The sequence below is a fragment of the Tardiphaga sp. 619_E2_N8_4 genome, from assembly GCF_051810905.1.
In the GTDB taxonomy this organism is placed as follows: Bacteria; Pseudomonadota; Alphaproteobacteria; order Rhizobiales; family Xanthobacteraceae; genus Tardiphaga; species Tardiphaga robiniae.
In genome coordinates this window covers 4,403,364-4,427,993 of the sequence record NZ_JBPWQJ010000001.1, presented here as the reverse complement: position 1 = coordinate 4,427,993, position 24,630 = coordinate 4,403,364, and the positions used below count along the sequence as shown (strand labels likewise).

The window sequence follows — 24,630 nt, the reverse complement described above, 5'->3', positions numbered from 1 at the left end:
GCGCAGCAATCGTGGAGCGACAGCGGACGATGACGGCATAGACATCGTCCGCTCGAAGCCGGTCGGGGCGACGTTCAGTCCGAAGCGGGAATGAAGACGCATGAAAGAGTGGCTGATCTATGCGACCGAGAACGCCATCGTCCTCATTGATGCGCTGGCGCTCGTCATCATCGTCGTGGGCACGGTGGAGGCCTTCTTCAGCGGCATGCGTGCGATGCTGGGGTCGCCGTCCGGGCATGAGCGGCGCGACGTCTGGCTGCGCTATGCACGCTGGCTGGTGGCGGGGCTGACGTTCCAGCTTGCCGCTGACATCGTCGAGACTTCGATCACGACCGATTGGAACGCGACAGGGCGGATCGCCGCGGTCGCGCTGATCCGTACCTTCCTCAACTACTTCCTCGATCGCGATCTGGAGGAAGTGCGCGGGCGGCAGCGCGAGACAGGCGCAGCGCCGGCGAAGCCGGTAGGAGGGAATTGACGATGCCCACCAGACGACGCCTGTTGGCCCTCCTGTTCGCGTTGTCGGTCATTGACCTGGCCGCCGCGCAGCCGTCGACGGATCCGCTGCAGTCGTGGAACGATGGTGCGGTCAAGAAGTCCATTACGGATTTCGTCTCGCGGGTGACGACGGAGGGCGGTCCGGACTTCGTGCCCCTCGCCGAGCGTATCGCCACCTTCGACAATGACGGTACGCTGTGGTCCGAACAGCCCGCTTATTTCCAGGCCGCCTTCGCGATCGACCGTGTCAAGGCGATGGCCCCGCAGCATCCGGAATGGAAGAAGCAACAGCCCTTCAAGGCATTGCTCGACGGAGATATGAAAGCGCTCGCGGCCTCGGGGCAAAGGGGCATGCTGCAGATCGTCGCCGCCGCCCATAGCGGCATGACTACGGATGAATTTTCGAAGTCGGTCGTCGAATGGATCTCGACCGCGCGGCATCCGCGCTTCGGCCGTCCCTACACGCAGCTTGTGTACCAGCCTATGCTGGAGCTTTTGGCCTACCTTCGGGCAAACGGCTTCAAGACCTTCGTCGTCTCTGGCGGCGGGGTCGAGTTCATGCGGCCATGGATGGAAAAGGTCTACGGCATTCCGCCCGAACAGGTGATCGGCTCCAGTGGCGTCGTCAAATTCGAGATGGGCGCGGATGGGAAACCGGCGCTGCGCAAGACATCCAAAATCGAGTTCGTAGACGACAATCAAGGAAAGCCTGTCGGCATCAACCGCTTCATCGGCCGCCGTCCGATCTTTGCATTCGGCAATTCCGATGGTGATCTCCAGATGCTGCAATGGACGGCGGCCGGTAAAGGCGCGCGTTTCATGGGGATTGTGCATCATACCGACGCCGAGCGAGAGTACGCGTATGACCGGCAGTCGAAGGTCGGCAAGCTCGACAAGGCGCTGAATGAAGGCACCGCGAAGGGCTGGACAGTCGTCGACATGAAGCAGGACTGGAAGACGGTTTTTCCTTGATCTCGAAGGCGCAATCTAAGGAGCAAACGAATGTATAGGCCGATGCTTGCTGCTATCTTATGCCTTGTCTCTTTTGCCGCGATAGCAGAGGAAGACTCGAAACCTGCGATCAAGAAATGGCGGGCCTGTGCCGATGCCACGGCAACCCGATACGCAAAAAGTGCGGAAAGCGCACTCGTTGTCTCGCGCTTGGCAATATTGTCGTGCCGCGCTGAGAAACAAGCAGCTTGGCAAGCGCTGTCACAGGAAAGCGGGGCACACTTTGCCGATGATTACGTCGAAACGGTCGAGCGTCGTTACACCGATTTGCTTGCAATCGATGTCATAGAAATGCGGCTGAAACATTGAATTGACACGCAAAGCATCTATGAAAATTGCAACTGCAAGAGGCCGTCAGAATGGTCTTAGAATGGTCTTGGGGAGATACATCCCGATGACTGCAGGCGCTTACCAAGCAAAACGCATTCCTACTTTGCCATCATATGCCGATCCTGCACCGTCGAAGCGGGCCTGATACGACGCGTTGGCGTAAAGAGTGACGTCGGCTGAAAGTTGTCCGCTGGCGCCGATATTAAGCTCCCCAAACAGGCCGCCGAGATCGGCACGAAAGGGAATGAACCCGGCTTCGGATGAGAATGATGTGACCGGATTGCCTCGGAATTCGTTCCAGAGATTGGGCCGAATCCATGCAGTCACGCTGCGCGGCCCGCCATCGATCGACCAGGTGCGGCCGAAGCGGGCACCGATGCGGCCGAGCAGAGAGTCGGCGTTGTCGAAGCGGACGAGTGCGGCTCCATCGCTCGCATTTGCGAATGCTATGCTCTGATAGATCATTTGCACCTGCGGCTCGATGAAATAGCCGTCCGCAAACCGGAACGGATGCCCGGCCTCGACCGATGCTGCCAGACCCTGGCCGTTGGTGTTGAGTGTCGCCAGTCCCCGATGGGCGCTACTATCGACGTCGTAGAATGTCCCTTGAAGGATCGTGTCGGTGTACCAGCCTTGTGGCCCGAAGTGGGTCCAGTAACCGCCAAGGCTGTAGGCATCGAAATTGCTATTGCCTTGCACCCCGCTGATATGGGTCACGCGGCCGCGGTCGTTGCCGATGGCAAAATAGACACCGGCCTGGTCCCGGCTGCCATCCGGTTTGTCGTGTCGATAGACGTCCATGCCACCCTGAAGACCACCGAACGAATAACTGTACTGCGGTCCGCTCCCGAAGATGCCGAGCCGGTCGCCATTCTGGTGGCCGGTGACGCCGATGATGCGCGCCCAGCCGACTTTTCCGTTCTCCGGATTTGGGCGATTGCGCTGGTCTTCTTCTTCGCCAACGCGCTCATGCAACGTGTCCAGCAGCGAACGTCCGTAGAGGAGCGCCATCGAGGGAATAGCTGCATAGAGCGACGTCTCGGGTCGGTAATTTGCGGGGTCCGGGGAGGGCTGGGCGCAAGCCGGGTTCGTCGGCTCCAGCGCGCAATTGATCCGGGAGCGCAGATACCAGTCATCGGGGTTGCTGGCATCGACGATGCTGCTGCGATGGAGCGTGTAGTCGTACGGCCCGGCCGAGACAGGACCCGCAAGGACGAAGGTGCCGGGCGCGGTCGTGCCGCCATTGACGGCATCGATCACAAGGATGCCATTGCCTCGGGTCAGATCGCCTCGGCCGATGGTGTTGGCGATGCGCAGCGGTGACAGGCCTGTCGCAGTGCCGCCGTCGATCACGAGGCGGTCCGATGGCGCGCTATCGTTGCCCAGATAGGTGTTCAGACCGATGATGCCGTTGATGCCGACGTAATTCACGGTCGTGAGCGTCTTGTAGCTCGACAGCAGATTGGCGTCTCCGGTCGGCGGCGTGAACTGGATCAGGCTCGGGTCATTGACCAGATTGGTGACGTTCGAGCTGCCGGTCATGATCCAGGTGCTGTTGTCGAGCAGCGTAACGCTCGAGACGCTTCCTGGCGCGGTGAAGGCAGAGCCGATCACGGTCGAATTTCTCAACGTCACATTGGCCAGTCCGGGAACGACCGGAAGGGCCGCGGGTGGAGGGAGGATCACCGGCGGCGGATCGAGCCCTTCTGGGTCTCCGACTCCCAATAATGGAGCGTCGGGCGCGGCCAGGGGTATGAAGTTGTTAAGCGTTCCAACTCTCAGCCACTGGCCGCTGCCAGACGCGAACGACCCGGTAAGGGTGACATTGCCGTCACCGGCGACACCGATCGTCGGACCGCTGACGTTGGTAAGAGTGCTGCCGTTAAAATTGGCATTGGAAACAAAACCGGGGGCGCCGGCGAGATGAAGTGCCGATCCGTTGGCGCCCATCGCCCGAACCATCGTTGCATTTCCCACAACCAGTCCGCCGCTATTCGCGAGCGCCCCATGGGCGTTGGGCCCGGTTGCCGTAATCAGGCTGTTATTGAGCGTCACGGAACTGTTGTTATCTCTCGCTTCCACGCCATGCGCAGCAAGGCCTTCGGTCAATGCCATGGTTCGGTTCGCAATGACTGTGCCTGAAAGAATGGCCCGAAGACCCATCGCGCCAGCGCCATGTGTCGTCAGTGATGAGTCGTTGAGGGTGATCAGCGCTTGCGCCGCCAGATCGTTTTGTTGGGCCTGAGCCCCATGCGCCAGAGCACCAGCGGTTTCGATCGTGAGATTGTTGCCTACAACCGAAGCCGCGAATTGCGGACCGGTCTGCTCGACCACGGCGAACAATCCAAGACTCTGGGTACCGAATGTCGTGATCGGGTTTCCGTTAAGGGTCGTTGTGCCGCCATCATCGGCCACGGCGCCCATGGCCCTGTTGCCAAGCGTGGTGAGCGGCGTCCCGTTGGCAATCAACTGCCCCCCAGGATTGCGCGATGCTACGGCGTGCGGGAAGGCCGCTACAGCTACGCCATTGCCGCTCGTCGTCACTTGTCCGCCATTGAGCTCCACGCGGCTGCCGCCATCAGCAAGCGCGCCCATAGCGTTGTTGTCGCCGTAGATTCTGATGTTCAGTCCGTTGGCTGTCACCGTCGAACTGCCGATGAAAAGGCCGGCGGCACTCGCTCCTTGCGTCGTAATCGAACCGCCGTTGATGACCACTTCGGAGCCTGACCTCGCTCTAATTCCATAAGCCGTGCCGCTTATCGTGTTGACGGACGTGTTGTTAAGCGCGAGCGCGGAACCGGTGCCCAACAGATCGATGGCGATAAAGTTGTTTGCGGATATCGCACTGTTGCCGACCGTCGCCGCGCCGCCATTCAAGAGGTTGATACCGACCGCACGAGACCCACTGACCGTGACGTTCGTGTTCGATACGATGGCTTGTGAGCCTGCGTCCTCCACGTGGAGTCCATAGCCAGCCTGACCGGTCGTGACGATGGTGCTACCCGGACCGCCCAGACTTATGGTGCCGCCTGAGGAGGCAAACGCGGCAGCGGACGGGAAGAGTTCACTGCCCGCACCGGTCGTGCTGAGCGTACTGCTGATCAGCGACACTGCGCCGCCTGCTTCTGCCCGTGCGGCATTGCCCCCGATGCCCGCCGAGTTCGCATTGATGCCCGTCCCGTTGATCTGGCTGCCGGCTCCGGTCGAGAAGAGAGCGTGGCTTCGGGTAACGGGGGCAGACAAGGTCGCCGCGCCAGACGCTGCGATCGTTGCGCCTGTACCAATGATTGCAACTCCTCCGGCCTCCGCCAGAACGCCAATCGCACCACGTCCCGCCGCTGTTACGGATCCACCATTGAATACGAGTTGACTGCCGGATCCGGCGACACGCATTCCGACAATTCCAGTGCCATTGGAAAGTCCACTGACATTGACCGTCGTGCTGTTGAGCGCGGCCGCTCCGCCATTGTCCACGTTAACGCCGATCAGATTCGAAACGCCGTTTCCGGTTCCGGAAGCGAGCGTTAGTGAAATCGCGGCGTTGGACGCGTTGATTGCGCTATTGGCGTCGGTTACGCGCAAGCCCGTTCGATTGCTGGCGGCGACCGTTGAACTGACAGTGCCGTTATCGAAATTGATCGTACCGCCTTGGGCAGCTAGCAATGCGGTGGTGTTGGCGCCATTGAGATTAACAAGCACAGCTGCTGCTGTGCTCATCACGTTCGGGCCAGTATCGCTGAGTCCGGTCGCTCCCGCCGCAACATTGATGGTCCCGGTGACCGTGCAAGGCGTGTTACCGGTCGTGCAAACCGTCTGCGCGGAACCTTCCCCGGCGAGCGAGGCGATCAGGCCCGTTGCGAGAACGGAAGAAGCGCTGTAACCGCTCACTCGAACCGATGATCGCCCGGGACCCAGCATCATCCTCTGCATTGGAAAATAGCGATGTAGCAGGGCTGCGATGGTCGTAAGTAGCTGGGAAATCGCCCCAGTATGCGATTCTTCCTTGCGCACGTTTGTCATTGCCATACGCCGAGATTGAGTATGTCGGCAGTCCTGCAAGTGGGCCGAGATCAGAAGTTGTGACCGGGCAGGGCGATGATAGCTTTGGTCGCTATTAGTCATCGCGATGTTTGATAAGCCCTGCCTTAGAAAACTGAGAACCGTCCACGCAAACGTCATCGTTGCACCTCAAGGCGCTTTCGAACGCTGTCATGTTTAAGTCAGGGCGCTCTCGGTGTTCTACGCTGGCGCCGGCATCAGCCTCATCAGGCTCGTATTCGACCGTTTCTCGGCCTTATTATTTGCTTATTTGCTTGGTCGAAGTAGACGGAATTGTGTCATGCAACTCCGGCGATCATTTCCGTCTGTCAGTGTGTCGGTCGAGCCACTAAATGGTCAGGGATGCGGACATATAGTCCGCGCAGCTTCATCCCCCACCGACACGATCGGCTCATCGGTGTCTTCTGGAAAGTCGATGCCGGTTATCGGATTTTGATGAGGCACGCGTTACTCGTTGAGCCTTAAAAACGTGGCTGTCTCCCGACCAGGAAGAATGCCGTTTCTACGAGACGCGTTCGCCAGAACGATGACAGCGATCTCCTTTGACAAGTTCTCTGGATTAACCGACGTCCACCAATGACCGAACCACCCATAAGCGGTCTTTATGGTTGGCGGCTTTCCGGAAGGCGAGGCCATAAACTCCTGATGAACCCTGTTCAGGACAGCATCGAGCCGAGCGTCGGTTCTAAGTAAAAATGCTTGGTCGAGAGAATTCATCAAGTCTTACCTGTGATTTTCTTGTAGTTTTTCAGCTATGAACTTTCGCGCTCTGCGTGTGCGAATGCCAGCGCTTTGTATTTTATTTCGCGAATGGAAATTCCATCGTTCGTGCGGAGCGATGCGCTGACGTGTTGCTCCTTCATGTTGCTGATCGTCAGGTGAAACGACGGCCCTGATAGCTGACATAGTCAAAGGTTATTGCCTCTTCGGCAATCGGTCTGAGACGAAGTATCTTGAAGATCGCTGTAATCACTTGATGACGCGAAGTTCGCTATCCAACGCGCAACCCCTCTGTCATCGTAGGCTAGATCGCCACTCGGATTTCGCACGCGACATCGTCGGCCGCCACACGGGCATCTCAGGTTTTTTCCAGCAGACGGCCCAACGTCATCGGGGGCAATGCCGTCGGGCCTGACCGGACTTCTATGTGATCTTGGGGGAACGGTATCCGGCTTTTCGAATAACTAAATTGCGTGAGCAATGTTCCTTGAAGCCCGGGGCTCGTGCTTCTGCCGCTAGTTTAGGCGGCAGAAGCTTAGAGAAGGTTAGTTCTCAGTGCACACCTTGATGGTCTTCATGCCGGTCTCGGCTTGATTCGACCGTTCGATGCAGCATTGGGCGCGCCCAATTCGGGCCGATGCCAAGCGCGCATCCGCACGAATCTTCGTTCGTGACAATTATGCCGATCGCCCAGAGATCATCTGTGCAATATTAGGCAGTGGAAAAAGGAACGATAGATGTTGAAGGATCGAGAAAAAGTTATGAGCGCGCTTCTTGAAAAGCCGATGAAGATCTTCGAAGTCATGAAGCGCGCCAACATGACGAACCAGGAAGCCTGCCAGTCGCTCCTGCTGAAGATGCGAGACGAGGGCGCAATCAAGTTCGACATCAATAAAGGTACTTGGTCGATCAAAACCTGATCTTGACGCCTTGGGCGGAGATCCGTCATTCACTTCCCGCCCTTGACCGAAAGACCCTTTAGCTGAACAGACGAGATGGCTCGAATGAACCGTGCAGCGGGAGCGTTTCGTCATCGAGGTCGCTGATGACGGCTTCCATGGCGACAGCGATGTCGCGGATACGAATCGAGCTTATGCATGCTCAAATTAACAGCCGTTCCAGCGGAATACTCAGCTTTAGCCTAAGACCATGTCTTCGCCATTCGTGCTCGAGCCGGCCTCCCAGTTCTCCGGTCACACTACGGTCGATGAGAGTGCTACCAAAGCCGCGCGTTTGCGGTTTTATATTAATTTCGGGACCGCCAGTTTCGTCCCAGTCCAGACTGAAGGAGTCACCGCTCGCGTTCCATGTGACATGGATCGAACCATCCGGCCGAGACAGAGCCCCATACTTGACCGCATTCGTCGCCGTCTCGTGCAATACTAAAGCAAGGCCCGTCGCAGCTTTTGCCCCCACTGGCACATTGGGTCCGCTTATGACGATGCGGTCAGGCGAGCCATCTTCATAAGGCTGCAACACTGTGCGTACCAGCGTGTCCATCGTTGTCTGCTCGCTCTCGTGCTCAGTACCCATGATACCTGGACGGACAAGATCCTTGGCTCGTAACAGCGCGTCCAATCGGCCACGAAGAGCTTGAGCCATCTCCTTTGGGCTTCCGGCACTCCGAGCACTCAGGCTAATCATTGCGTGGAAATTGGCAAAAATATTCTTTACTCGGTGATCCGCTTCGCGAGCGAGCAACCGTTGACGCTCTTGCGCATTCTTCTGATTGGTTACGTCAACCACTACGCCAACGAAGCGATCAGGCTTACCATTCTCGCTATACAGGCACTCGCCGCGCACCTCGACCCAGCGGATGCTCCCGTCTTTTTGAACAAGCCGGTATTCCTGAGCATATTTTTCTTGAGTGAGGACAGTGTGGTTCACGGCATCGGCGATCCGCCGAACATCCTCGGGATGAACGCCAGCTAGATAATCCGACAAGGGGGCACCCTTATCTCCTTTGGCAGGATCGACCGAGAACATCTCAGCAAATCGCGCGTCGGAATAGAAGGTGTCGGACTGTACATGCCAACTGAACGTCCCCACCATCCCAGAAGCGTTCAGAGCTTGACGTAGTCGCTCCTCAGTGATCGCTAAAGCTCGCTCGGCCAAAACCTGCTGCGTTGTTTCCACGACAATGGCGAGAACGCCTTCCGGACGACCATCCTCGCCCAACACTGGGCTGTAATCGAGGTTCATCCAGACCTGCTCAGGAACGCCTGAACGATGAAGGGTCAGTTCTTGGTTGCGGTACGAAAGCGTACCCCCACTCAAGCTCGTCTTCATGACGTTGTCGTTGAAGTCGGCGACCTCGGGCCAACCTTCGCGCACCTTTGACCCGAACAGGAGGGGATGGCGTCCTCCTGCAAAAACAGAATAGGCGTCATTGTAAATCATGATGCCGTCCGATCCCCACAGGAGCACAATGGGAACTGGGGAGCGCAGCAATACGCTCACCGTAGTCTTCAGGCTTTCGGGCCACTCGGGGATTGGTCCCAAGCCGGTGTTGGACCAATCTAGCGCGCGAATAAGAGCGCCATTTTCACCGCCGCCGAACGGGAAAGGTTCGTCAGACACCGAGCCCCTCACGGCCATATCCCCTCAATATTGTTGGCACCTGTTCCAATGCGGCGGAACGGCTATCCCTCACCATTTTAGGCGCGTTCACACAAGTGGGAAATGGCTATAGCTGGTCTCATGGCTGCTTTGGTCAAAAACTGACCTAGCCGGGCCGTCCGCGTCTGACGCGAAGCGCACGACTGAGCGCTGTCTACCGAAGTTTGACACACTGATCACGGTTGGCGGATTCAATGGGCTTTTTGGGGGGGCCTATGTTGTGATCGCTAACTTCCTTTCGCCCTTCGAATGTGGCTGTCGTTTCGATGTCAGGTGGTCTCGGCACGTCGCAGGGTGATCCGTGTTAACTCCGGCGGGCGTCCGAGCCGTAGCGCGAATCCCGGCCAAAGCCCGGTGCCGTTGTTCACGTAAAGCGTCATCCCGCCGACCTGGTAGCGGCCGGAGACATAGCCCGCGTTGGCGCGCGCGGCGAGCCGATCCAGCCCGACGATCAATCCACCATGCGTATGTCCGGAAAGTTGGAGTTTCACGCCGAGCGCTGCGGCGCGCAGAGCTTCGCTCGGCTGATGATCGAGTAGGATGACTGGAGCGCCGTCGGGGGAACCGTTGACAGCGGCCTTGATGTCCGGAGCGGTGAAGCCGCCGCCGCGCGCTGCACGATCTGTGACGCCAGCGAGAACGAGCCGCCCGCCGCGGCGTTCGAGAACGACGTGCCTGTTCTCCAGCGTGACCATTCCCATTGAAGCGTAGTGTTGCATCCAGGCAGCGTAGCCGAAGTAGTATTCGTGGTTGCCGGGGATCATGTAAACGCCGTCGGTCGCGCGCAGGTCCCGAAGCGGCTCGACGTCCGCGCGTCGGACGGCGAGCGTACCGTCGATTAGATCTCCCGTGATGGCGATCAGATCCACGCCGAGGAGGTTCGAGCGCTCCACGACGGCACGCGCCCATGCGGCGGGAAACAGGCGGCTAATGTGAAGATCTGTCAGTTGCAGGATCGTATAACCGTCGAATTGCCGCGGAAGCCCTTGGATGCGTACTTCTATGTCTTTCAGAGGCGGAATTCGTGTGGCTTGCATCACGCCGATCGCAGCCAGACAGGCCGCCAGACCCGCCATCGCGTACCGGAAGCCGTCGGGTGCGCTGAAGCTACCACCAGGGATCAGCGCACCGACGAGCGTCGCTGCGTCCAGCAGCAGTTGCAGTAGCGCGAGAAGAATGATGCCGCCGAAGGCCCAGTTGAAAAGGACAACAACCGGGCGGGGAAATTCGGGACAGAGCACCGAACCCGACGAGAGCTTGCTCCAGAAATGGAATTGCGATGCCACGAGCAGAAGCAGCGCGACCGCAAGTTTTGCAGCAAGTGGAAGATGAAGGGGCCAGAGGAAGCGGGTGACGACGAGCAGCCAGGGAAGGCCAAAAATGAGATGGAAAATCGGGCTTCTCCAGAATGGATCGACGCAGTGAGGAGCACTTATGTATGCCGGTGCGATACCGCAATCGCGCGCGAAGGGCGCGCGCTTGTTTGACGTGATCTAGATCGGAAGGTCCAGCTGTGGCTCGATATCAGCTTCGTTCTGAAGCGAGGAAAGCGATATGCCTAGTAGCCTTACCGCCTTCGGCATAGGCATCAGATTTTGGAGAAGGGAGATCGAGACACGTTCCAGGTCGCTGCGATCTGAAACAACAGCCGGCATCGACTGACTGCGTGAGATCGTCTCGAAGTCGGAGAACTTGACCTTCAACGTGACGGTTCGCCCGCGATTGCTGGTCCCCTCGCAATGCCCCCAGACCTTGTCGATGAGCGGTTGTAGGGCGGTCATCATGGCGTCGAATTCGGTGAGATCCTCGAAGAACGTGTTCTCCGCACCGATCGACTTCCGGATTCGGTTAGCCCGAACGGGCCGTTCGTCGATGCCTCGGGAGATCCAGTAGTAGTAGGTTCCGGCCTTGCCGAAGTGTGCCTCAAGGAACGCCAGCGTCTGATTGCGGATGTCGAGGCCCGTCCGTATCCCGAGCGCGTTGAACCTGGCTGCGGTCGCCGGTCCGATGCCGTGGAATTTGCCAACGGGCAGGGGTTCCACGAAGGCCGGTCCCATCTCTGGAGAGATGACGTATTGCCCGTTCGGCTTGCGATGGTCGGAGGCGAGCTTTGCGAGGAACTTGTTGTAGGAGATGCCTGCTGACGCGTTGAGGCCGGTCTCGGCTTTGATTTTCGCGCGGATCATCAGGGCGATATCTCGCGCGAGCGGAATATCCTGCAGGTTTTCTGTGACGTCGAGGTAGGCTTCGTCCAGCGAAAGCGGTTCGATGATCGGCGTATGCTCCTCGAAGATCGCCCTGATCTGTTGACTGATCTCCTTGTAAACCTCGAAGCGGGGCTTCACGAAGATCAGGTCGGGGCATTGACGCTTGGCAGTGACCGACGGCATCGCAGACCGGACACCGAACTTCCGGGCTTCGTAGCTTGCCGCGGCCACCACGCCACGCTCGCGCGAACCGCCGACGGCGACGGGCTTGCCTCGCAGTTCCGGATTGTCGCGCTGCTCGACTGATGCGTAGAAGGCATCCATGTCGATATGGACGATTTTGCGCTGTGGCGCGGAAGTGTGCTCTTTCAACGCGACATCGGCTTCCATTTGCCGTCCCGGATCGCCAGCATCATCTGCGCCACCGGCGTCAGAGTTCGATCGACCGGACCTTCGGCGGCGGCTTCGACTGCCCGCCAATCGACGAGGACGGTGCCGTCCGACCCAACCTCGTACAACCCGACACCGACGGGCGTACTGGTTATTTTCTCCGTCCGCACGGGCCGCTGGGTGATGTCCTGGGCCAGGCTAATGGTCGGCAGGATCAGTGCGAGCACGGCAATCCACTCAATTCGCATCGCTCCCATCCTTCTTTTGCCCCCGACCGACGATCTCCAGCGATCCATCGGGAAGCTGGCGTTGCAGATCCTTGGCTTCATCCCACGGGGCGTTCATCCATACATCGACTTCCTCTTGCTTGGTGAGGATGACGGGCATCGCTTTCGGATGGACGGCATACACCTCGGCATTCGCCTCCGTCGTCAGGAATGCGTACAGATCGTTGGTCGTCTCGCCTTCCTTGATAATCCGGACCGATGTCCAGTTCGTCCAAAGCCCGGCAAAGCAGACGAGGGGACGGCTCTCGTCGAGAGCGAACCAGATGTCGCCTCCTGCATCCTTATTGAATTCGCTGAACGACGAGAACGGGACGACGCAACGGTGTTTTACGCCGGTCCAGCGCGTCCAGTGTTTGCTCTCCAGTCGGCGAATGTTCGTCGTTCCCTTGTCGGGTTCCATCCGCAACAACTGCTTGAAATCGGCCTGTTTGCCCTTGGCTTCCAGTTTCTCAGCCCGCGTTTTGGCTTTCTTGAAAATCGCCTGTGACGAAGAGGGCATGCCCCAACGCAACATTGCGAGCTCGCGGCCGCCGTCGGCGTTCCGGACAATCGGGGCCATTTTGTCGGGAAAGATGCCGGGCATCGACGGTAGGTTGCCGGCACTGTCCTTCGTGACCGCGAATAGCTGGCGGATCGCGGCCTGGTTCTTCGTCATCGAGTAGAGGTTACACACGCAAACTTCTCGCTGTTTTGGCTCCGTCGCTGTCTATCCTGAGATCGAATGACGCCGGATTCTGCTGAACATCCTTGAACAGGGTCCGGAAGAGAGCGTTGTGGACCTCGTGCAGCAATATATCGGTTTCCAGGAGCAGAGAGCCGATGAGGGTGACGCCTTCGTCGAACACGGCTTGAAACAAATTTATCGGCGGTGTGCCATCGTCGAACGGAATGTCGAAGGGAGCGATGGTCATCCTCATCATCTCGGCGTCCGAATGGGCCATAATCTGGTTGCGCATCAGCATGAGCTGGTCGTGAAGCGCCAGATTTTCGGGCGTAGGTTTGAAGTCGATCATCTTCATGGTCAATGGCGGGAAGCGCCCCTTCGACTGCGAGAACGGCCGTGTATAGGCGATGACGAGTGTGGTCTCGAAGCAGCGGAAGCGACGGAGATCAACCTTCGAGTATTTTTCGCCCTCGTCGAGCTCATGAAGAAAGGCCGACGCGCTCAGAGCCTGCTGTAGGTCGTTGAGCGAATACAGCAGGCGTTGCCGCCGGAGCGTCGCCTGCTGTAGGGCTTTTTCCGGATCGGAATTATTGGGCTGCATGGTGTTTCCTCCGCCTGCTGTCTATTTCCGCCGACCGCCATCGTAGCGAGTGCGCTCAGCCAATTGGAGCAATGTCGCTGCGGGACGCTTGCCGGCCTGTTGGCATTTCTCGCATCTTAGCCTTCCGGCAAGATCATGCACGAACGTCGTGGGTGGGCGGCGCAGCGCGGCGAGGTCGACGTCGTTGGGACTTCTGCAGCGGGAGCATTCGATCTGCAGCCACGGGAAGCCGCCGTTCACGGCCTGATCAATCGTGGGGGAGGGGGTGATCGGCTCGCCGTCGGCCCACATGCGCTCGTTCCAGCTTTCGCACGACAGTCGATCGGCTTTCCGGATCAGGGCTTCGCCCTTGGCCCGGAATTCCTCAGCCTGCTGCGCGAACACCGTCGTCATCGCCCGCGCCTTGCCGAGCTCCTTTTGCAGGGCCTTGCGGTCTCCCCCGGAGAGGGGCGTCGGGTGATATTTCGGAGCCATCCGGGTCCCGGTGCAGACAATACGGGGATCGGCGACAGCCGAAGGTCAGGGCGTTTCGAAGTTCGGCCAGCAGCCGTCTTCTTCGTAGCGGCCCGTCCGCTCCCGGCACGTGTTGTCGAGGAGCCGCATCCCGACGTCCTTCCAGATCGCATGCTCACCGTATAGCCGGACAGCGTCGGTCTTCTGGATCTCGACGACGCGGTCGCAGCGGCGGCAGGAGACCCGCAGCACGTGGCGGGGGATCTCGGACAGGCGGCGTTGCTGGATCGGGACGCCGGCCGGTCTGGCGTCGGCGCGCGGGTCGCTCAGGACCGCCTCCCAATATTGCGGCGGCATCTCCGCCGCATCGGCTCCGGCGGGGGCTGCAGCGGGCTTTCTCCGGACGGCCTCGACGGCCAGCTTTTCCATCTGTTTGGGTGTCGGCATGCGCCAGCTCGCGGGATGATCCTTCATACCGAGAGTTAGAACATAAAGAGAACAAAAGTCGAGTCCGCCAAGGTTGAATCTAGCGCGCTTATCAGACTCCTGGATACCCGCGAAAGATGTTTGTCAGCCGCCCCACGTCCTAAAGGGAGTGTTGGAACCTAAAGCCGACAAGCCGATCAAAAACGGAACTATTTAGAACGGTAAGAGAACAGAAACATTTCTAAATTGCCTAAACGTTGAACGATATCATATATATAGGTTGATAAAGATAAATCGTGTCTACATCTTGCGTAGCCGATCTGCCACCATATCTGAATAGGTGTGGCCATCCGACCTTCAATCGGCGCCCCGTCAGAATCGTAGAATTCGCTGATAAATCAGGAGGATGGGAATGTCTGCTAAAGTTTCGCATTTTAAGGTCGATAACGGTGACATGACGCTTTTCGAGCTGGAGTCGGGAAAGCTCGTTCTGGTTGATATCAACATTCGCGAAGCTGCGGATGACGAAGACGACGATACGCCGGACGTCGCAAAGCAGCTTAGAAAGAAGCTGAATCGGGACGCGGACGGGCGCCTGTTCGTCGATGCCTTCCTGAACACCCATCCGGACTCGGACCATATCCGCGGTCTCGGCAAGCACTTTCATCTCGGGGATCCCTCCACGTGGTCCAAGGCCGACGACAAGATCATCATCAAGGAGATGTGGTCTTCGCCGATCGTGTTCCGCCGGGCGACCGCCAAGGACGACGACCACGTGCTCGGTGAGGATGCCGAGGCCTGGCGCGACGAGGCCCGCAGGCGCGCGAACAAGTACAAGAAGGACAAGACGGCCAAGGACGGCAACCGCATCCTCATTCTCGGCGAGGACATCGACGGTAAGACGGACGATCTGACGGACATCTTGGTGAAGGTGGATGAGGTCTTCTCGAAGATTTGCGGGACGAACGACTCATCGTTCGAAGCGCGTCTTTTGGCACCGATGCCGTCCGACGACGACGAGGAGGAGGACGTTCTCACCAAGAACAACTCGAGTGTCATCATCCGGATCGACCTCAAGGTCGCAAAAGTGACGAAGACCCGGTACCTCATCGGCGGCGACGCCGAGGTGGCGATCTGGGACCTCATCTGGGACCGCAACAAGAGCCGCGCCGAACGCCTTCAGTACGACGTGCTCATCGCCCCGCATCACTGTTCCTGGCACAGCCTGTCATACGACAGCTGGTCGAAGATGGGTGAGAAGGCGAAGGTCTCGGATCCCGCTCGGAAAGCTCTTGGCCAGGCTCTGGAAGGGGCATTGGTTGTCGCGAGCAGCAAGGCCATCAAGGACGACAAGAACGATCCGCCCTGCATCCGGGCGAAGCGCGAATACATCGACATCCTAGACTCGGTGAAGGGCGAGTTCAAATGTGTCGCGGACAGCGCCGGTGACGATCCGCTGGTGATCGAGGTTTCTTCGTCGGGCGCCAAGATCAAGCGGGCGGCATTCGCTTCGACCTTGGGCGTTGCCTCGGGTATCGGCAGCCAGCCGCTTGCTCACGGTTGCCCGGAAGACGAGGCCTGAAATTGTCGGCGGTCGCGATCTCAGTGCCAATCGCCCGTGCGATCCGGCTGATCAGAGCGCACAATGCGGTCGCCGGGGTCGAGGTCGGCCCCGGCGATGCGTCGGGCGCCGTCGTTGCCACCGTGCTGATGAAGACCGAGCTGCCATCGCAGTGGCGCGCAGACGGAAAAAGCCCGTCCGGCGTGCGAGGACTCGAACCGGTGACGTTCAGGTTCGGTCGAAACTATCCGGTCCTTCCACCGCAGATTCGGTTGCGCGCAGATTTCGATCGGAGCCATCCCCATATTCAGCCGGGTTCGGCTGACGAGCTTCCGGAGCCATGTCTGTTTGCGGGCTCGCCTCGCGAATTGCTGCGGCTGCGGGGTATCCTGGGGCTCGTCGAGCAACTCGCAGAATGGCTAGACAAGGCGTCCACGCTCGATCTGATCGACCCCCAGCAGGGCTGGGAGCCGGTCCGGCGCGACCACATCGACGACGTGATCATCGCCAACGGCGACTGGCTGAAGAGTCTCGCGAAAAGCGGAGCGGGGTGTTCGGCCTTCAATGCGCGATACACGTCCTTCACCGACAAGAACGACAGCATCTACTGGCTTACGGTCAGCAAGGCGGATCGCGTCCCGCTCGGCCCAAGTCTGTCGGGAGAATTCACCTTCAAGGATATCGGAGACTGGCGAACCGGCTCCGGCGTCGCGCTTGTCGCCTGGTCTGGAAAGAAACCGGACGGGACCACGTTCGTCGCCGACCGGTACATGCCTGAGAGCGTATCGACGATGGACGATCTGCTGGAACGCGCGCGGATGCTCGGCTGCAGGGAATATCTCGAGCCCATGCTGAAGTTGTTGCAGGACCGGTTCGCCAAGTCGCGGATGAAGGTGCCGGTGCCTCTCGCGGTCGTCATGCTTGCGCGTCGTCCGTACAACGTCATTGGCAGCGCGTCCGTCTACGAACTTTGTCCCTACGTCGTCGAGCTCAACGGGAAGGACAATCTCTCCGGGCGGAGCTCAAAGGATGTGAGGCCGGCCATGCACCGCGAGGATATCTCCGAGAATCTGCTTCGGGAGGCATCCGGAGACGGCACAACGTCGCCACCGCCACCATGGTCATTGATCGGGTGCGGCAGCGTCGGCTCCAAGATGGCGCTGCATCTGGCGCGCGCGGGGCGCGCGCCGGACCGCGTGGTCGACCGGTCGAACATGCTGCCTCACAATTACGCACGGCACGCCGTCTATCCGAACAGTTCACTGGCGAAGCTCGGAATCGTCGATGCTAAGGCGTCGTTGCTGCAGAGCGCATTGTCCGATCTCGGCGGCAGGGTGAAGGCCCACGATCTGGACATCGTGAACCACGTGCTGAAGACGAAGTCGGTCGGGCAGATCGTCAGCGACGGCTGTTTCGCCATCGTCAACACGACCGGATCGGCCACGGTGCGCGAGACCTTGGGGTCCACTCCGCTTACGGGACAGCGCCCTCCTGTGATCGAAGCTTGCCTGCTGGGTACAGGCGCTGCCGGCCTGATGACAGTGGAGGGAAGCGGCGCAAACCCGTCCACGACGGACCTGATCTGCGAGGCTTATCTGGAGATCCATCGACGGGGTGACATCGCCGAGCGGATATTCAAGACGGAAGCCACCGAAGTGGCTGTCGGGCAGGGGTGTTCCGCTCTGACGATGCCGTTGCGGGACTCCAGGCTTTCGCTCTTCAGCGCTGCGTTCTCGGAACGGTTTCATCGACTGCAGGAAGAAGGTTTGCCGACAGACGGAGGTCTGGTGCTTCTCGGAAACATCGGCGCGGACGGCCTCAGTCAATCGTGGTCCGAGACGAAGGTCGGGGCGCGCATTGTCGTGAAGCGCGGAAGTTCGGAGATCCGTATCAGTCCTGACGTCCACCAGACTATCGTGGAGGAAGTGGCCCGAAAGCCGAATTCGGAGACCGGTGGTATCATCTATGGGCGATATTGCGACGTCACCGGCAACTTCCACGTCGTCGGAACGCTGCCAGCACCTCCGGACAGCAAGTTCTCGGCTGAAGAATTCGTGCTGGGAACGCATGGTCTCAAGCCGTTGCTGCGCGATCTAGTGGACGGTACCGGTGGTGCGCTGTACCCGCTCGGCACCTGGCACAACCATCTGGTTTCCAGCGGGCCATCGCCAAAGGACATGCGCACGGCCGCGTTGCTGTCGGGACTCCAGTATTTTCCGTTGTTGATGCTCATCCACACGCCGACGGGCTACACCCATCTCGCCATCGAAACCGTGTCGGAGCTCATCGAGATGCCTGGCCCGTCTATGGAGTTTCTAGAATGAAGGGCTTCAAATCTCCGATCGACGCCTACACGATGAGAGCCCGCCTGGTGCCGGCGATCATCGCCGGCGCACCTGCCTTCGCTTTCGCCGCGATATTCGTGTCGTGGGGCAAGCTGGGGCTGACGCACCTGATCGCCGGCACCGCGCTGACTGTACTGTTTGCCGTCTTTGCGGACATTGCCAGACGTCGAGGCAGGGCGATCGAGCCATCGATCATTGCCAAGATGGGTGGATTACCAACGACGGTGACGCTGCGGCATAGCGATGCCACCTACGATGCCCACACGAAGTCTGATTTTCACAAGTTCATCGCATCGAAGCTCTCAGAGCCGGCGCCGACTGCGGAGGAAGAAGCGGCGGATCCAGAGAAGGCTGACGCATACTATGTGCGTGGCGTGATCTGGTTGCGTGAAAACACCCGTAACCAGAAGAAATTCGACGTCTTGTTCAACGAAAACGTAAGCTACGGATTCCGACGAAATCTCTTCGGACTCAAGGAATCTGGATTCTTGCTGAACGCCTTCATCGTCGTCGTCTGCCTAGCGATCTTCTGGTACCGGTGGCCCATCGACTGGTCGAACGGCTTCAATGGGAAATTGCTCGCCGTGATCGTGATTGCGGCACTTCACGCGGGATATTTGGCGATCTTCGTCACCGAGCGGAGCGTATTCGATGCGGCGCGTATCTACGCGCGCCAATTGCTGTTGAGCAGTCGATCACCTCATCTCAACAAGCCGGTGAAGGCAGCCAAGCCCGCGTCCCGGCCACGCGCAACGCCAGCGAAAAAGATGAAGGAAGCCTAAGAGCAAAGCTTGACGGGAGACGAATTGATGGCCGTGCCTCCACTCGACGACAAGACCACTTATCCGAAGATGGCGCACTGGTTCGATCCAGTGCTGCTGCTTAAGCTGATCAACAACGTGGTGCTGTCTTCGATCTTCGGTCAGTACGCAGACAGGCGGTTGATCATCGCTGCGCTTGATACCGTACCACCGGAAGAGCACATCAGGCGGGCGGAGGACTTCAGGCATCGGTTGAAGCCGGCGGCCGATGGAAGCACATGGATCGATTGGGTAGCCGATCTCGGCGATGGCTTCGACAGTACCTATGCCGTAGCGAGCCTCCTGGCGCAGAAGGAAGTCAAGCTGGGCGATGCGCCGCTGCCACGCGGGCAGGCTCTCATCATGGGTGGCGACGAAGTTTACCCGAAAGCCAGTCGCCAAGCCTACATGAACCAGTTGCGACAACCGTACGCTTGGGCGGCTCCGGATCACGACAAAAAGGACGACGCCGGCAGACCCGTCCTCGCAATTCCCGGCAATCATGACTGGTACGACGGATTGGTGCTGTTCCTAGCGCTATTCTGCAAGGAGAAGCCCTGGCATCTGGGCGAATGGCGGTCCTATCAGAGACGAAGCTATTTTGCCGTCAGGATCACGGAGGGCTGGTGGCTCTGGGCGACGGACATCCAACTTGCGGACGACATGGATCAGCCCCAGGCAGATTACTTCAAGCATATTGCCGCCCACATGCCCGAGAACTCGAAGGTCATTCTGTGCAGTGCCGAGCCCGGCTGGCTTTACACAGACACCCATCGCAGTTCCTGGGAGATTATGGAGTACGCCGTTGGCATCGCGCAAAATGCGGATCGCGGTCATACAGTTCCACTGCTGCTCTCTGGAGACACGCACCACTACAGCCGTTACGTCGGCAAGGAAGACCGGCAGTTCATAACCTCAGGCGGAGGCGGGGCCTTCCTGCACCCGACACATCATCTTCAACAGGATGTCTCGTTGAATTTCGTGGATCACCGCGAAGCGCTGAAACTCGGCACTATGCCTGACGCGGAGGACGCAAAGAAAACTGTGCCGGCGGCCTATCCGTCATTCGAGACAAGCCGCGGTCTGACTTGGCGCAATATCTACTTTGCCTTCAGCAACTGGGATTTCTCACTGCTGATGGGCGGCGTCTATCTTCTCTGCGCCATCTTAGTCGCTCTGCGCGACAAGCCCGATACGTACCTGGCGATCGGCGCGATGTTCGGCGTTTCCCTCATTGCTTATACTCTCAAGCAAGAGGTCTCCAACAAGTTTAAGATCTGGGCATCCAGCGCCGTCCACGCCGCGGCCCACGTGGCGGCGGTGCTGTCGGCTTCGCATTGGTTCGTAGAGCTCAACTCTCGCCATTTCAATTGGACCGGCGAATGGTGGGAAGTTTGGGCCCGGCTCGGCCTGCTAGCGGTCGAGATGATACCCGTCGGATTTCTCATCGGAAGCACGTTGTTCGGGTTGAACATGCTGATCACGAGCCGTTGGCTCCGCATGAACCGCAACGACGCGTTCAGCTCGCTTCGGATCGGATCGTACAACAACTTCCTGCGGATAAGGCTGGCTGAAGACGGTTTCGACATCTTTGTGGTCGGGCTGAACAAGGTGCCGAAGCGAGACGATTGGATTGCCAACAAGAACCACAACAAAGACACGCCAGATCCGGACGTACCGGTGTTCTTGCCCAAATCGAAGCTTGAACCTCACTTGATCGAGAAAGTGTCCATCCGGTTCGGCAGGACCTCAGTGGAAGCGGCAGAATAGTCAGACTGAAAGCTTGAACGAAGGCAATCATTGCTGTTCGCAAAATGCTCGTCGGACGGCCGGTTGGACGAATTGGATTGCGCTGTTCGTGTCATCCACGGCCGGTCGTTTGTCGAGGCCGTGCGGCAGGATGCGGTCGTTCAGCGTTGATGAGCAGCGGAATTTTTTGATGCGTTTTTTCGAGAAACCCAACGAGAACTCGGGCGTGCCGCGCCCCAAAGGGCTGTACGGAAGGGGATAGGCGATGCTCGGAGCGTTCTTCGACGATAGCGGCACCCATGATGGATCTCAGGTCGTGGCCATAGGCGGATTGCTTGGGACTGACCATCAGTGGGATGTGTTCGAGCAAGGCTGGAACGAGGTTCTTAAAGCACCTCTGCCGGGCCGGCCGCCACTTAAGCACTTCCATTTGACCGAGTGCCGTAATGGCACAGGGGACTTTCGAGGGTTTAGCCAGGCAGAGCGCGACCATCTCACGTACCGTTTTCGGCAAGTAATTCTAACTACTGGTATGGTAACTGTCGCGGTGGCAGTCGACAAAGTCGTCTGGGATGAATTGATAACTGAGGAGCTCGGGGAGCACTACGAAACCGCACTGGGCTTTTGCTTCTTCAAGTGCATTGAAGAGGTGACCAACATTATCCGTGCCAGAAGGCCTGGTGAGCCAATCGACATGTACTTCGACGCAGGCACCGAAGATCGACTCGGTGAGTTTGCTCGAAGATTTAGGGACGTGCGACCTTTCATGTGGAGAGAGATTGAATGTCTTTCATTCGCGCCGGTAAAAAGGGTTGTTGCGCTGCAAGGGGCGGATATGGTGGCATATGAGACCTACACGTATGCAATTGAATCCTTGCGCAATCCCGACAATCCGACGGTTCTTGCTCATTTCAAGGATTTCATTTACCGCGAACTTACCATAGGTCTCCTCGCGGTGCGTGGGCACATTGAAGAAATAGTTTCCCGGATTCGCGAGACCATCGATAAAACGGCCTGATAAACTGGTAGTAACTTCGATACTACATGGGTATCCCGAAGTACTGGCTCAACCAGTGCAGGGCTGTTTTCTTGGCGACCTCGACGCCAACCTTGACGCCTTCAGTTCCGATATATTTCCCAATCTGTAATGCCCACTTCTTGGCTTTGTCGGCCTTCTCTTCTGGCTCGCCATCAGCAACGGCTTTCTCAAGCGCCTTGAGACCGTCTTTCGTGACGCCCAACTGCTGCATCGCCTGGACTAGCGAGGGAAGGTCATTTTGAGTGATAGACTGTTGGACGACCTGCGACACTTGGGCGGTGTTAGTGGCTATGAGATTATTGCCGCCATAGAAGATGTTTACTACGGACTTATCGACCTGGGCTGCAGAGACGCTGCTTGCGGTTTCTGCTTCAGCTGGCAAGCTATCCTTCAGATCAAGCGCAAACCTGAGGACGCGGGTGCGAACCTGTTCGAGTAAGCCAATCAGAATCGAACCTGGTATTTCCTGCCAAGCCCGCATCATTGCTGGCTCTCCGTTGCGGTAGATCTTATGAGAGTAATGGTTGACCAGCGCCTGCGGCCAAGGGAGGGCGGCATCGTCCGAATGATCGGGACGCGCTTCGTAGGCGGCGGCGGGTTGATGCAGATGGACCCGCTCCATCATCTCGCGATGTTCCGTGCTCAGCACGGATAAGGAAAATGGTTGCGCCGCTGCCTTGACGGTCATGCCGTGAAATTCGCCCTTATTGACGCAATTGAAGACGCGGTAGCTCGGAAATTCTGCCTCCCTGTCGCGATCATACCCGTCCAGCTCTTGATCAACCCAGGCTCTTAGCTTGTCGTTTCTGAGTTGCCTCTCCAGAACGAGGCATTTCCTCAGCAGACTTCCAACCGGCTCTTTATTGTCGGAGGCCATATCAATGATGTCGTCGAGAAGCTTCATGCGTGGGCCTGTCCGTGAGGAATCGCAAGAAAGTTACCAGAAGTTGTGCCGCAGGGTATAGTGGAATGCCCTGTCCACGCGGGTACGCCGCACGGGGAAGTCCAAAGTCGGGAAACGGCACAAGGTCATCGGGTATCCGCAAGTTTAGCTAGTGCCTCCGCCAGCCGCTCCGCCACGATGGCCTTAGCGGCGTTGAGCTTGGCGTCTGCGGTCACTGCATCATTAGCGAAGGCACGCGCACACTTGCATTCGTAGCAATGGCACGCAGGGTGTGGGTCGAAGCAATTCTTCGCAGCTTTGTAATCCGCCGCGTGTTTCGGACTGGCAGCGAGTGATTGCAAGGTGACGCGGGGGGGCGGCTCCGGCCCCAAACAGCCTCGTTCGTGCTGGCCCCGTGTCTTCCGTCAAGCACAGCACGGAGCCGTCAGCCATTGGGTGGCGGAGTGCTTGTTGGAAGGTCAGCAGGACGGGCTTCGATAACACCTTCCGGACCGAGCTTGGAAAGTATTAGCTGCGCTGCCCGTTCAGCTTCATCCCGTACGTCAGGGTCGAGCAATTGAAGCATGCGAATAACGGCGCCCCACGACTTAGCACGCAGGTAGTCACCCTGCATTTCGGACGACTGAATACCGATGATTTTCAGTGGCACTTCGGCGCTCCAGAACGACCGCTCGATCCAACCACGCTTACGATATGCCCAAATTGAGCAACCACTCATTCCCTTCACGCTGACAGCGGATACAACTTCGCCTGTGTACTCGTTCACGGCGTCCTGATAGTCGATGAAGAAGTCTACGCCCTTTGTCAGTCCATGCGCCAAGGCGCTTTGTGGGGTCTCGATGCGATACTTCTGCCGCAGGATGAATATCTTGGCGCGAAGGTTCTCGTCCTCGAACGTGGCCCGCACGGAGGGGTAGCCAGCAACGAGCACGGCGTCGGCCGAGTAATCAGGAAGCCAGACGTTGTCGAGAGTGAGGAAACGCCAGTTCTCTTCGAGTATCGCGAGAGCCGCAGAATCTCTTAATTCCAGAACAGCAAAATCCAGGGCGTCTGTGTCGCTTGCAGGCTGGATGTATTCGGCGAGACCGATTGTGTGAATACGCCCCTTCCTTGGGTGAGAAGGGAAATGCCAGGTGCCGGGGTGATAGTCCTCGTAGGTGTGGGCGGCCGTAACGAGGAAATGCCGCCCGGCTATTTTGAAAAGCGTGGCCGTTGCTGCGATGCCGAATTGGTCATCCTGATGGATGAGGATGGGAAGCGTAACGCTGATAAAGAAGTCGTGGATGGCACGCTTCTCGGCTTCGTTTTCACCCATCGAATCAAAAGACATTGCCGCCCCCTATGGAGCGGCGAAGTTAGCCTACCGGGAGTTGAGTCGTCACTGTTCCTCCTCAGCGGGGTTGGCGGAGACCCGTGCGGAGTTTTGGTCGACTGTCAGATGAACGGCATTCCGGACATGCTGAGCTGGATTTCCTACTGGGGAAAGTCCGGTTGGGATTATCAGGTAGAAAATGGTTCGATCATCCATGTGCGATTTATCGGTGAAATGGAACGCGGAAGGGATGACGCTATGACTTTGGCTAACGTTTTTGGCGTATTGGGACCAGCTCTTATTTGCGTAAGCGTCGTTCTGCAGTTCCGCGACTGGCAACTTTCGGGCGAAGAGAGGCAAGCCATCGAGGTGCGGCGCGGTTTCATCGAAATACTCGACGACCATCTTGGGGATCTACGAAAGGAAGATAAGACGCGCGGACTGGTTACAGAGGAGGGGATTGATATTGGACATACCTTTGAGATCCTTCAGGCCGGAGTGGAAAGTGCAATGAAGATCAATCGAAAGAACTTGCGAAAATTGGTTGATCAGATCGATGACGCGGCGGCTAAGAGGGCTCGTTCGGTTAAACTCTCGCTTGCGTGCACCATTGTCGGCACCATCGTTTGGGGCGCGGCTTCGTTCGTTTGAGAAA

21 protein-coding genes are annotated in these 24,630 nt (G+C 58.4%); 10 read left to right on the top strand and 11 right to left on the bottom strand.

From position 1 onward, the window contains the following. Positions 1-100 precede the first annotated feature (100 nt). From AB8A23_RS21285 to AB8A23_RS21275, 3 genes are read left to right on the top strand one after another with little or no spacing between them, the layout of a single operon-like run. Positions 101-478 carry a DUF1622 domain-containing protein gene (locus AB8A23_RS21285; protein WP_439058297.1) on the top strand — a complete coding sequence of 126 codons (378 nt, stop codon included), beginning with the start codon at positions 101-103 and terminating at the stop codon, positions 476-478. Between the two features lie 2 nt (positions 479-480). Then, positions 481-1,470, top strand: a complete 990-nt coding sequence (locus AB8A23_RS21280; protein WP_439058298.1) for an HAD family hydrolase — start codon at positions 481-483, stop codon at positions 1,468-1,470. Positions 1,471-1,500: 30 nt separating this feature from the next. After that, positions 1,501-1,818: a hypothetical protein gene (locus AB8A23_RS21275; RefSeq protein ID WP_439058299.1), complete on the top strand. Its 318-nt coding sequence runs from the start codon at positions 1,501-1,503 to the stop codon at positions 1,816-1,818. A gap of 99 nt (positions 1,819-1,917) precedes the next feature. On the opposite strand, the gene AB8A23_RS21270 is transcribed toward AB8A23_RS21275, so the two are convergent. Then, complete coding sequence (locus AB8A23_RS21270; protein ID WP_439058300.1) at positions 1,918-5,859, bottom strand: autotransporter outer membrane beta-barrel domain-containing protein; 3,942 nt, start codon at positions 5,857-5,859, stop codon at positions 1,918-1,920. Positions 5,860-7,355: 1,496 nt separating this feature from the next. On the opposite strand from AB8A23_RS21270, the gene AB8A23_RS21265 reads away from it, so the two are divergent. After that, positions 7,356-7,538 (top strand): hypothetical protein, encoded by a 183-nt coding sequence (locus tag AB8A23_RS21265; protein ID WP_439058301.1) that lies wholly within the window; start codon positions 7,356-7,358, stop codon positions 7,536-7,538. 181 nt (positions 7,539-7,719) lie between these two features. Here the strand turns inward: AB8A23_RS21265 and AB8A23_RS21260 are convergent, their stop codons facing one another. The 8 genes from AB8A23_RS21260 to AB8A23_RS21225 all read right to left on the bottom strand — a co-directional run bounded on the left by AB8A23_RS21260 (position 7,720) and on the right by AB8A23_RS21225 (position 14,313). Next, a complete protein-coding gene (locus tag AB8A23_RS21260; protein WP_439058302.1) occupies positions 7,720-9,198 on the bottom strand; it encodes a PAS domain-containing protein in 1,479 nt (492 codons plus the stop codon). Between the two features lie 308 nt (positions 9,199-9,506). Next, positions 9,507-10,631 carry a metallophosphoesterase gene (locus AB8A23_RS21255; RefSeq protein ID WP_439060481.1) on the bottom strand — a complete coding sequence of 375 codons (1,125 nt, stop codon included), beginning with the start codon at positions 10,629-10,631 and terminating at the stop codon, positions 9,507-9,509. Between the two features lie 99 nt (positions 10,632-10,730). Further along, entirely contained in the window at positions 10,731-11,834 is a 1,104-nt protein-coding gene (gene dinB, locus AB8A23_RS21250) for a DNA polymerase IV (RefSeq protein WP_439058303.1), read from the bottom strand. Continuing rightward, the gene (locus AB8A23_RS21245) at positions 11,813-12,082 is read right to left on the bottom strand and encodes a hypothetical protein (protein ID WP_439058304.1); all 270 of its coding nucleotides are present in this window, start codon (positions 12,080-12,082) and stop codon (positions 11,813-11,815) included. The genes dinB and AB8A23_RS21245 overlap by 22 nt, the downstream gene beginning before the upstream one ends. Then, positions 12,072-12,794 carry an SOS response-associated peptidase gene (locus AB8A23_RS21240; RefSeq protein WP_439058305.1) on the bottom strand — a complete coding sequence of 241 codons (723 nt, stop codon included), beginning with the start codon at positions 12,792-12,794 and terminating at the stop codon, positions 12,072-12,074. Before AB8A23_RS21240 ends, AB8A23_RS21245 begins: the two co-directional genes overlap by 11 nt. Then, positions 12,787-13,386 (bottom strand): hypothetical protein, encoded by a 600-nt coding sequence (locus AB8A23_RS21235; protein ID WP_439058306.1) that lies wholly within the window; start codon positions 13,384-13,386, stop codon positions 12,787-12,789. Before AB8A23_RS21235 ends, AB8A23_RS21240 begins: the two co-directional genes overlap by 8 nt. A 21-nt stretch (positions 13,387-13,407) precedes the next feature. Beyond that, positions 13,408-13,860, bottom strand: a complete 453-nt coding sequence (locus tag AB8A23_RS21230) for a hypothetical protein (protein ID WP_439058307.1) — start codon at positions 13,858-13,860, stop codon at positions 13,408-13,410. A gap of 45 nt (positions 13,861-13,905) precedes the next feature. Further along, the gene (locus tag AB8A23_RS21225; protein ID WP_439058308.1) at positions 13,906-14,313 is read right to left on the bottom strand and encodes a hypothetical protein; all 408 of its coding nucleotides are present in this window, start codon (positions 14,311-14,313) and stop codon (positions 13,906-13,908) included. Between the two features lie 364 nt (positions 14,314-14,677). Here AB8A23_RS21225 and AB8A23_RS21220 point away from each other — a divergent pair, with 364 nt between their 5' ends. From AB8A23_RS21220 to AB8A23_RS21200, 5 genes are all read left to right on the top strand, one after another. Next, positions 14,678-15,847 (top strand): metallohydrolase, encoded by a 1,170-nt coding sequence (locus tag AB8A23_RS21220; protein ID WP_439058309.1) that lies wholly within the window; start codon positions 14,678-14,680, stop codon positions 15,845-15,847. A 2-nt stretch (positions 15,848-15,849) separates the two neighbouring features. Next, positions 15,850-18,150 (top strand): ThiF family adenylyltransferase, encoded by a 2,301-nt coding sequence (locus AB8A23_RS21215; protein WP_439058310.1) that lies wholly within the window; start codon positions 15,850-15,852, stop codon positions 18,148-18,150. Next, the gene (locus tag AB8A23_RS21210; RefSeq protein ID WP_439058311.1) at positions 18,147-18,953 is read left to right on the top strand and encodes a hypothetical protein; all 807 of its coding nucleotides are present in this window, start codon (positions 18,147-18,149) and stop codon (positions 18,951-18,953) included. The genes AB8A23_RS21215 and AB8A23_RS21210 overlap by 4 nt, the downstream gene beginning before the upstream one ends. A 27-nt stretch (positions 18,954-18,980) precedes the next feature. Further along, positions 18,981-20,741, top strand: a complete 1,761-nt coding sequence (locus AB8A23_RS21205) for a metallophosphoesterase (RefSeq protein ID WP_439058312.1) — start codon at positions 18,981-18,983, stop codon at positions 20,739-20,741. A 244-nt stretch (positions 20,742-20,985) separates the two neighbouring features. Further along, entirely contained in the window at positions 20,986-21,738 is a 753-nt protein-coding gene (locus AB8A23_RS21200) for a DUF3800 domain-containing protein (RefSeq protein ID WP_439058313.1), read from the top strand. A gap of 22 nt (positions 21,739-21,760) precedes the next feature. On the opposite strand, the gene AB8A23_RS21195 is transcribed toward AB8A23_RS21200, so the two are convergent. Both AB8A23_RS21195 and AB8A23_RS21190 read right to left on the bottom strand, forming a co-directional pair. Further along, positions 21,761-22,663: a hypothetical protein gene (locus AB8A23_RS21195; RefSeq protein WP_439058314.1), complete on the bottom strand. Its 903-nt coding sequence runs from the start codon at positions 22,661-22,663 to the stop codon at positions 21,761-21,763. Between the two features lie 424 nt (positions 22,664-23,087). Beyond that, positions 23,088-23,993, bottom strand: a complete 906-nt coding sequence (locus AB8A23_RS21190; protein ID WP_439058315.1) for a hypothetical protein — start codon at positions 23,991-23,993, stop codon at positions 23,088-23,090. A gap of 108 nt (positions 23,994-24,101) precedes the next feature. Here AB8A23_RS21190 and AB8A23_RS21185 point away from each other — a divergent pair, with 108 nt between their 5' ends. Further along, positions 24,102-24,626, top strand: a complete 525-nt coding sequence (locus tag AB8A23_RS21185) for a hypothetical protein (RefSeq protein WP_439058316.1) — start codon at positions 24,102-24,104, stop codon at positions 24,624-24,626. The last annotated feature ends 4 nt before the right edge of the window (positions 24,627-24,630 follow it).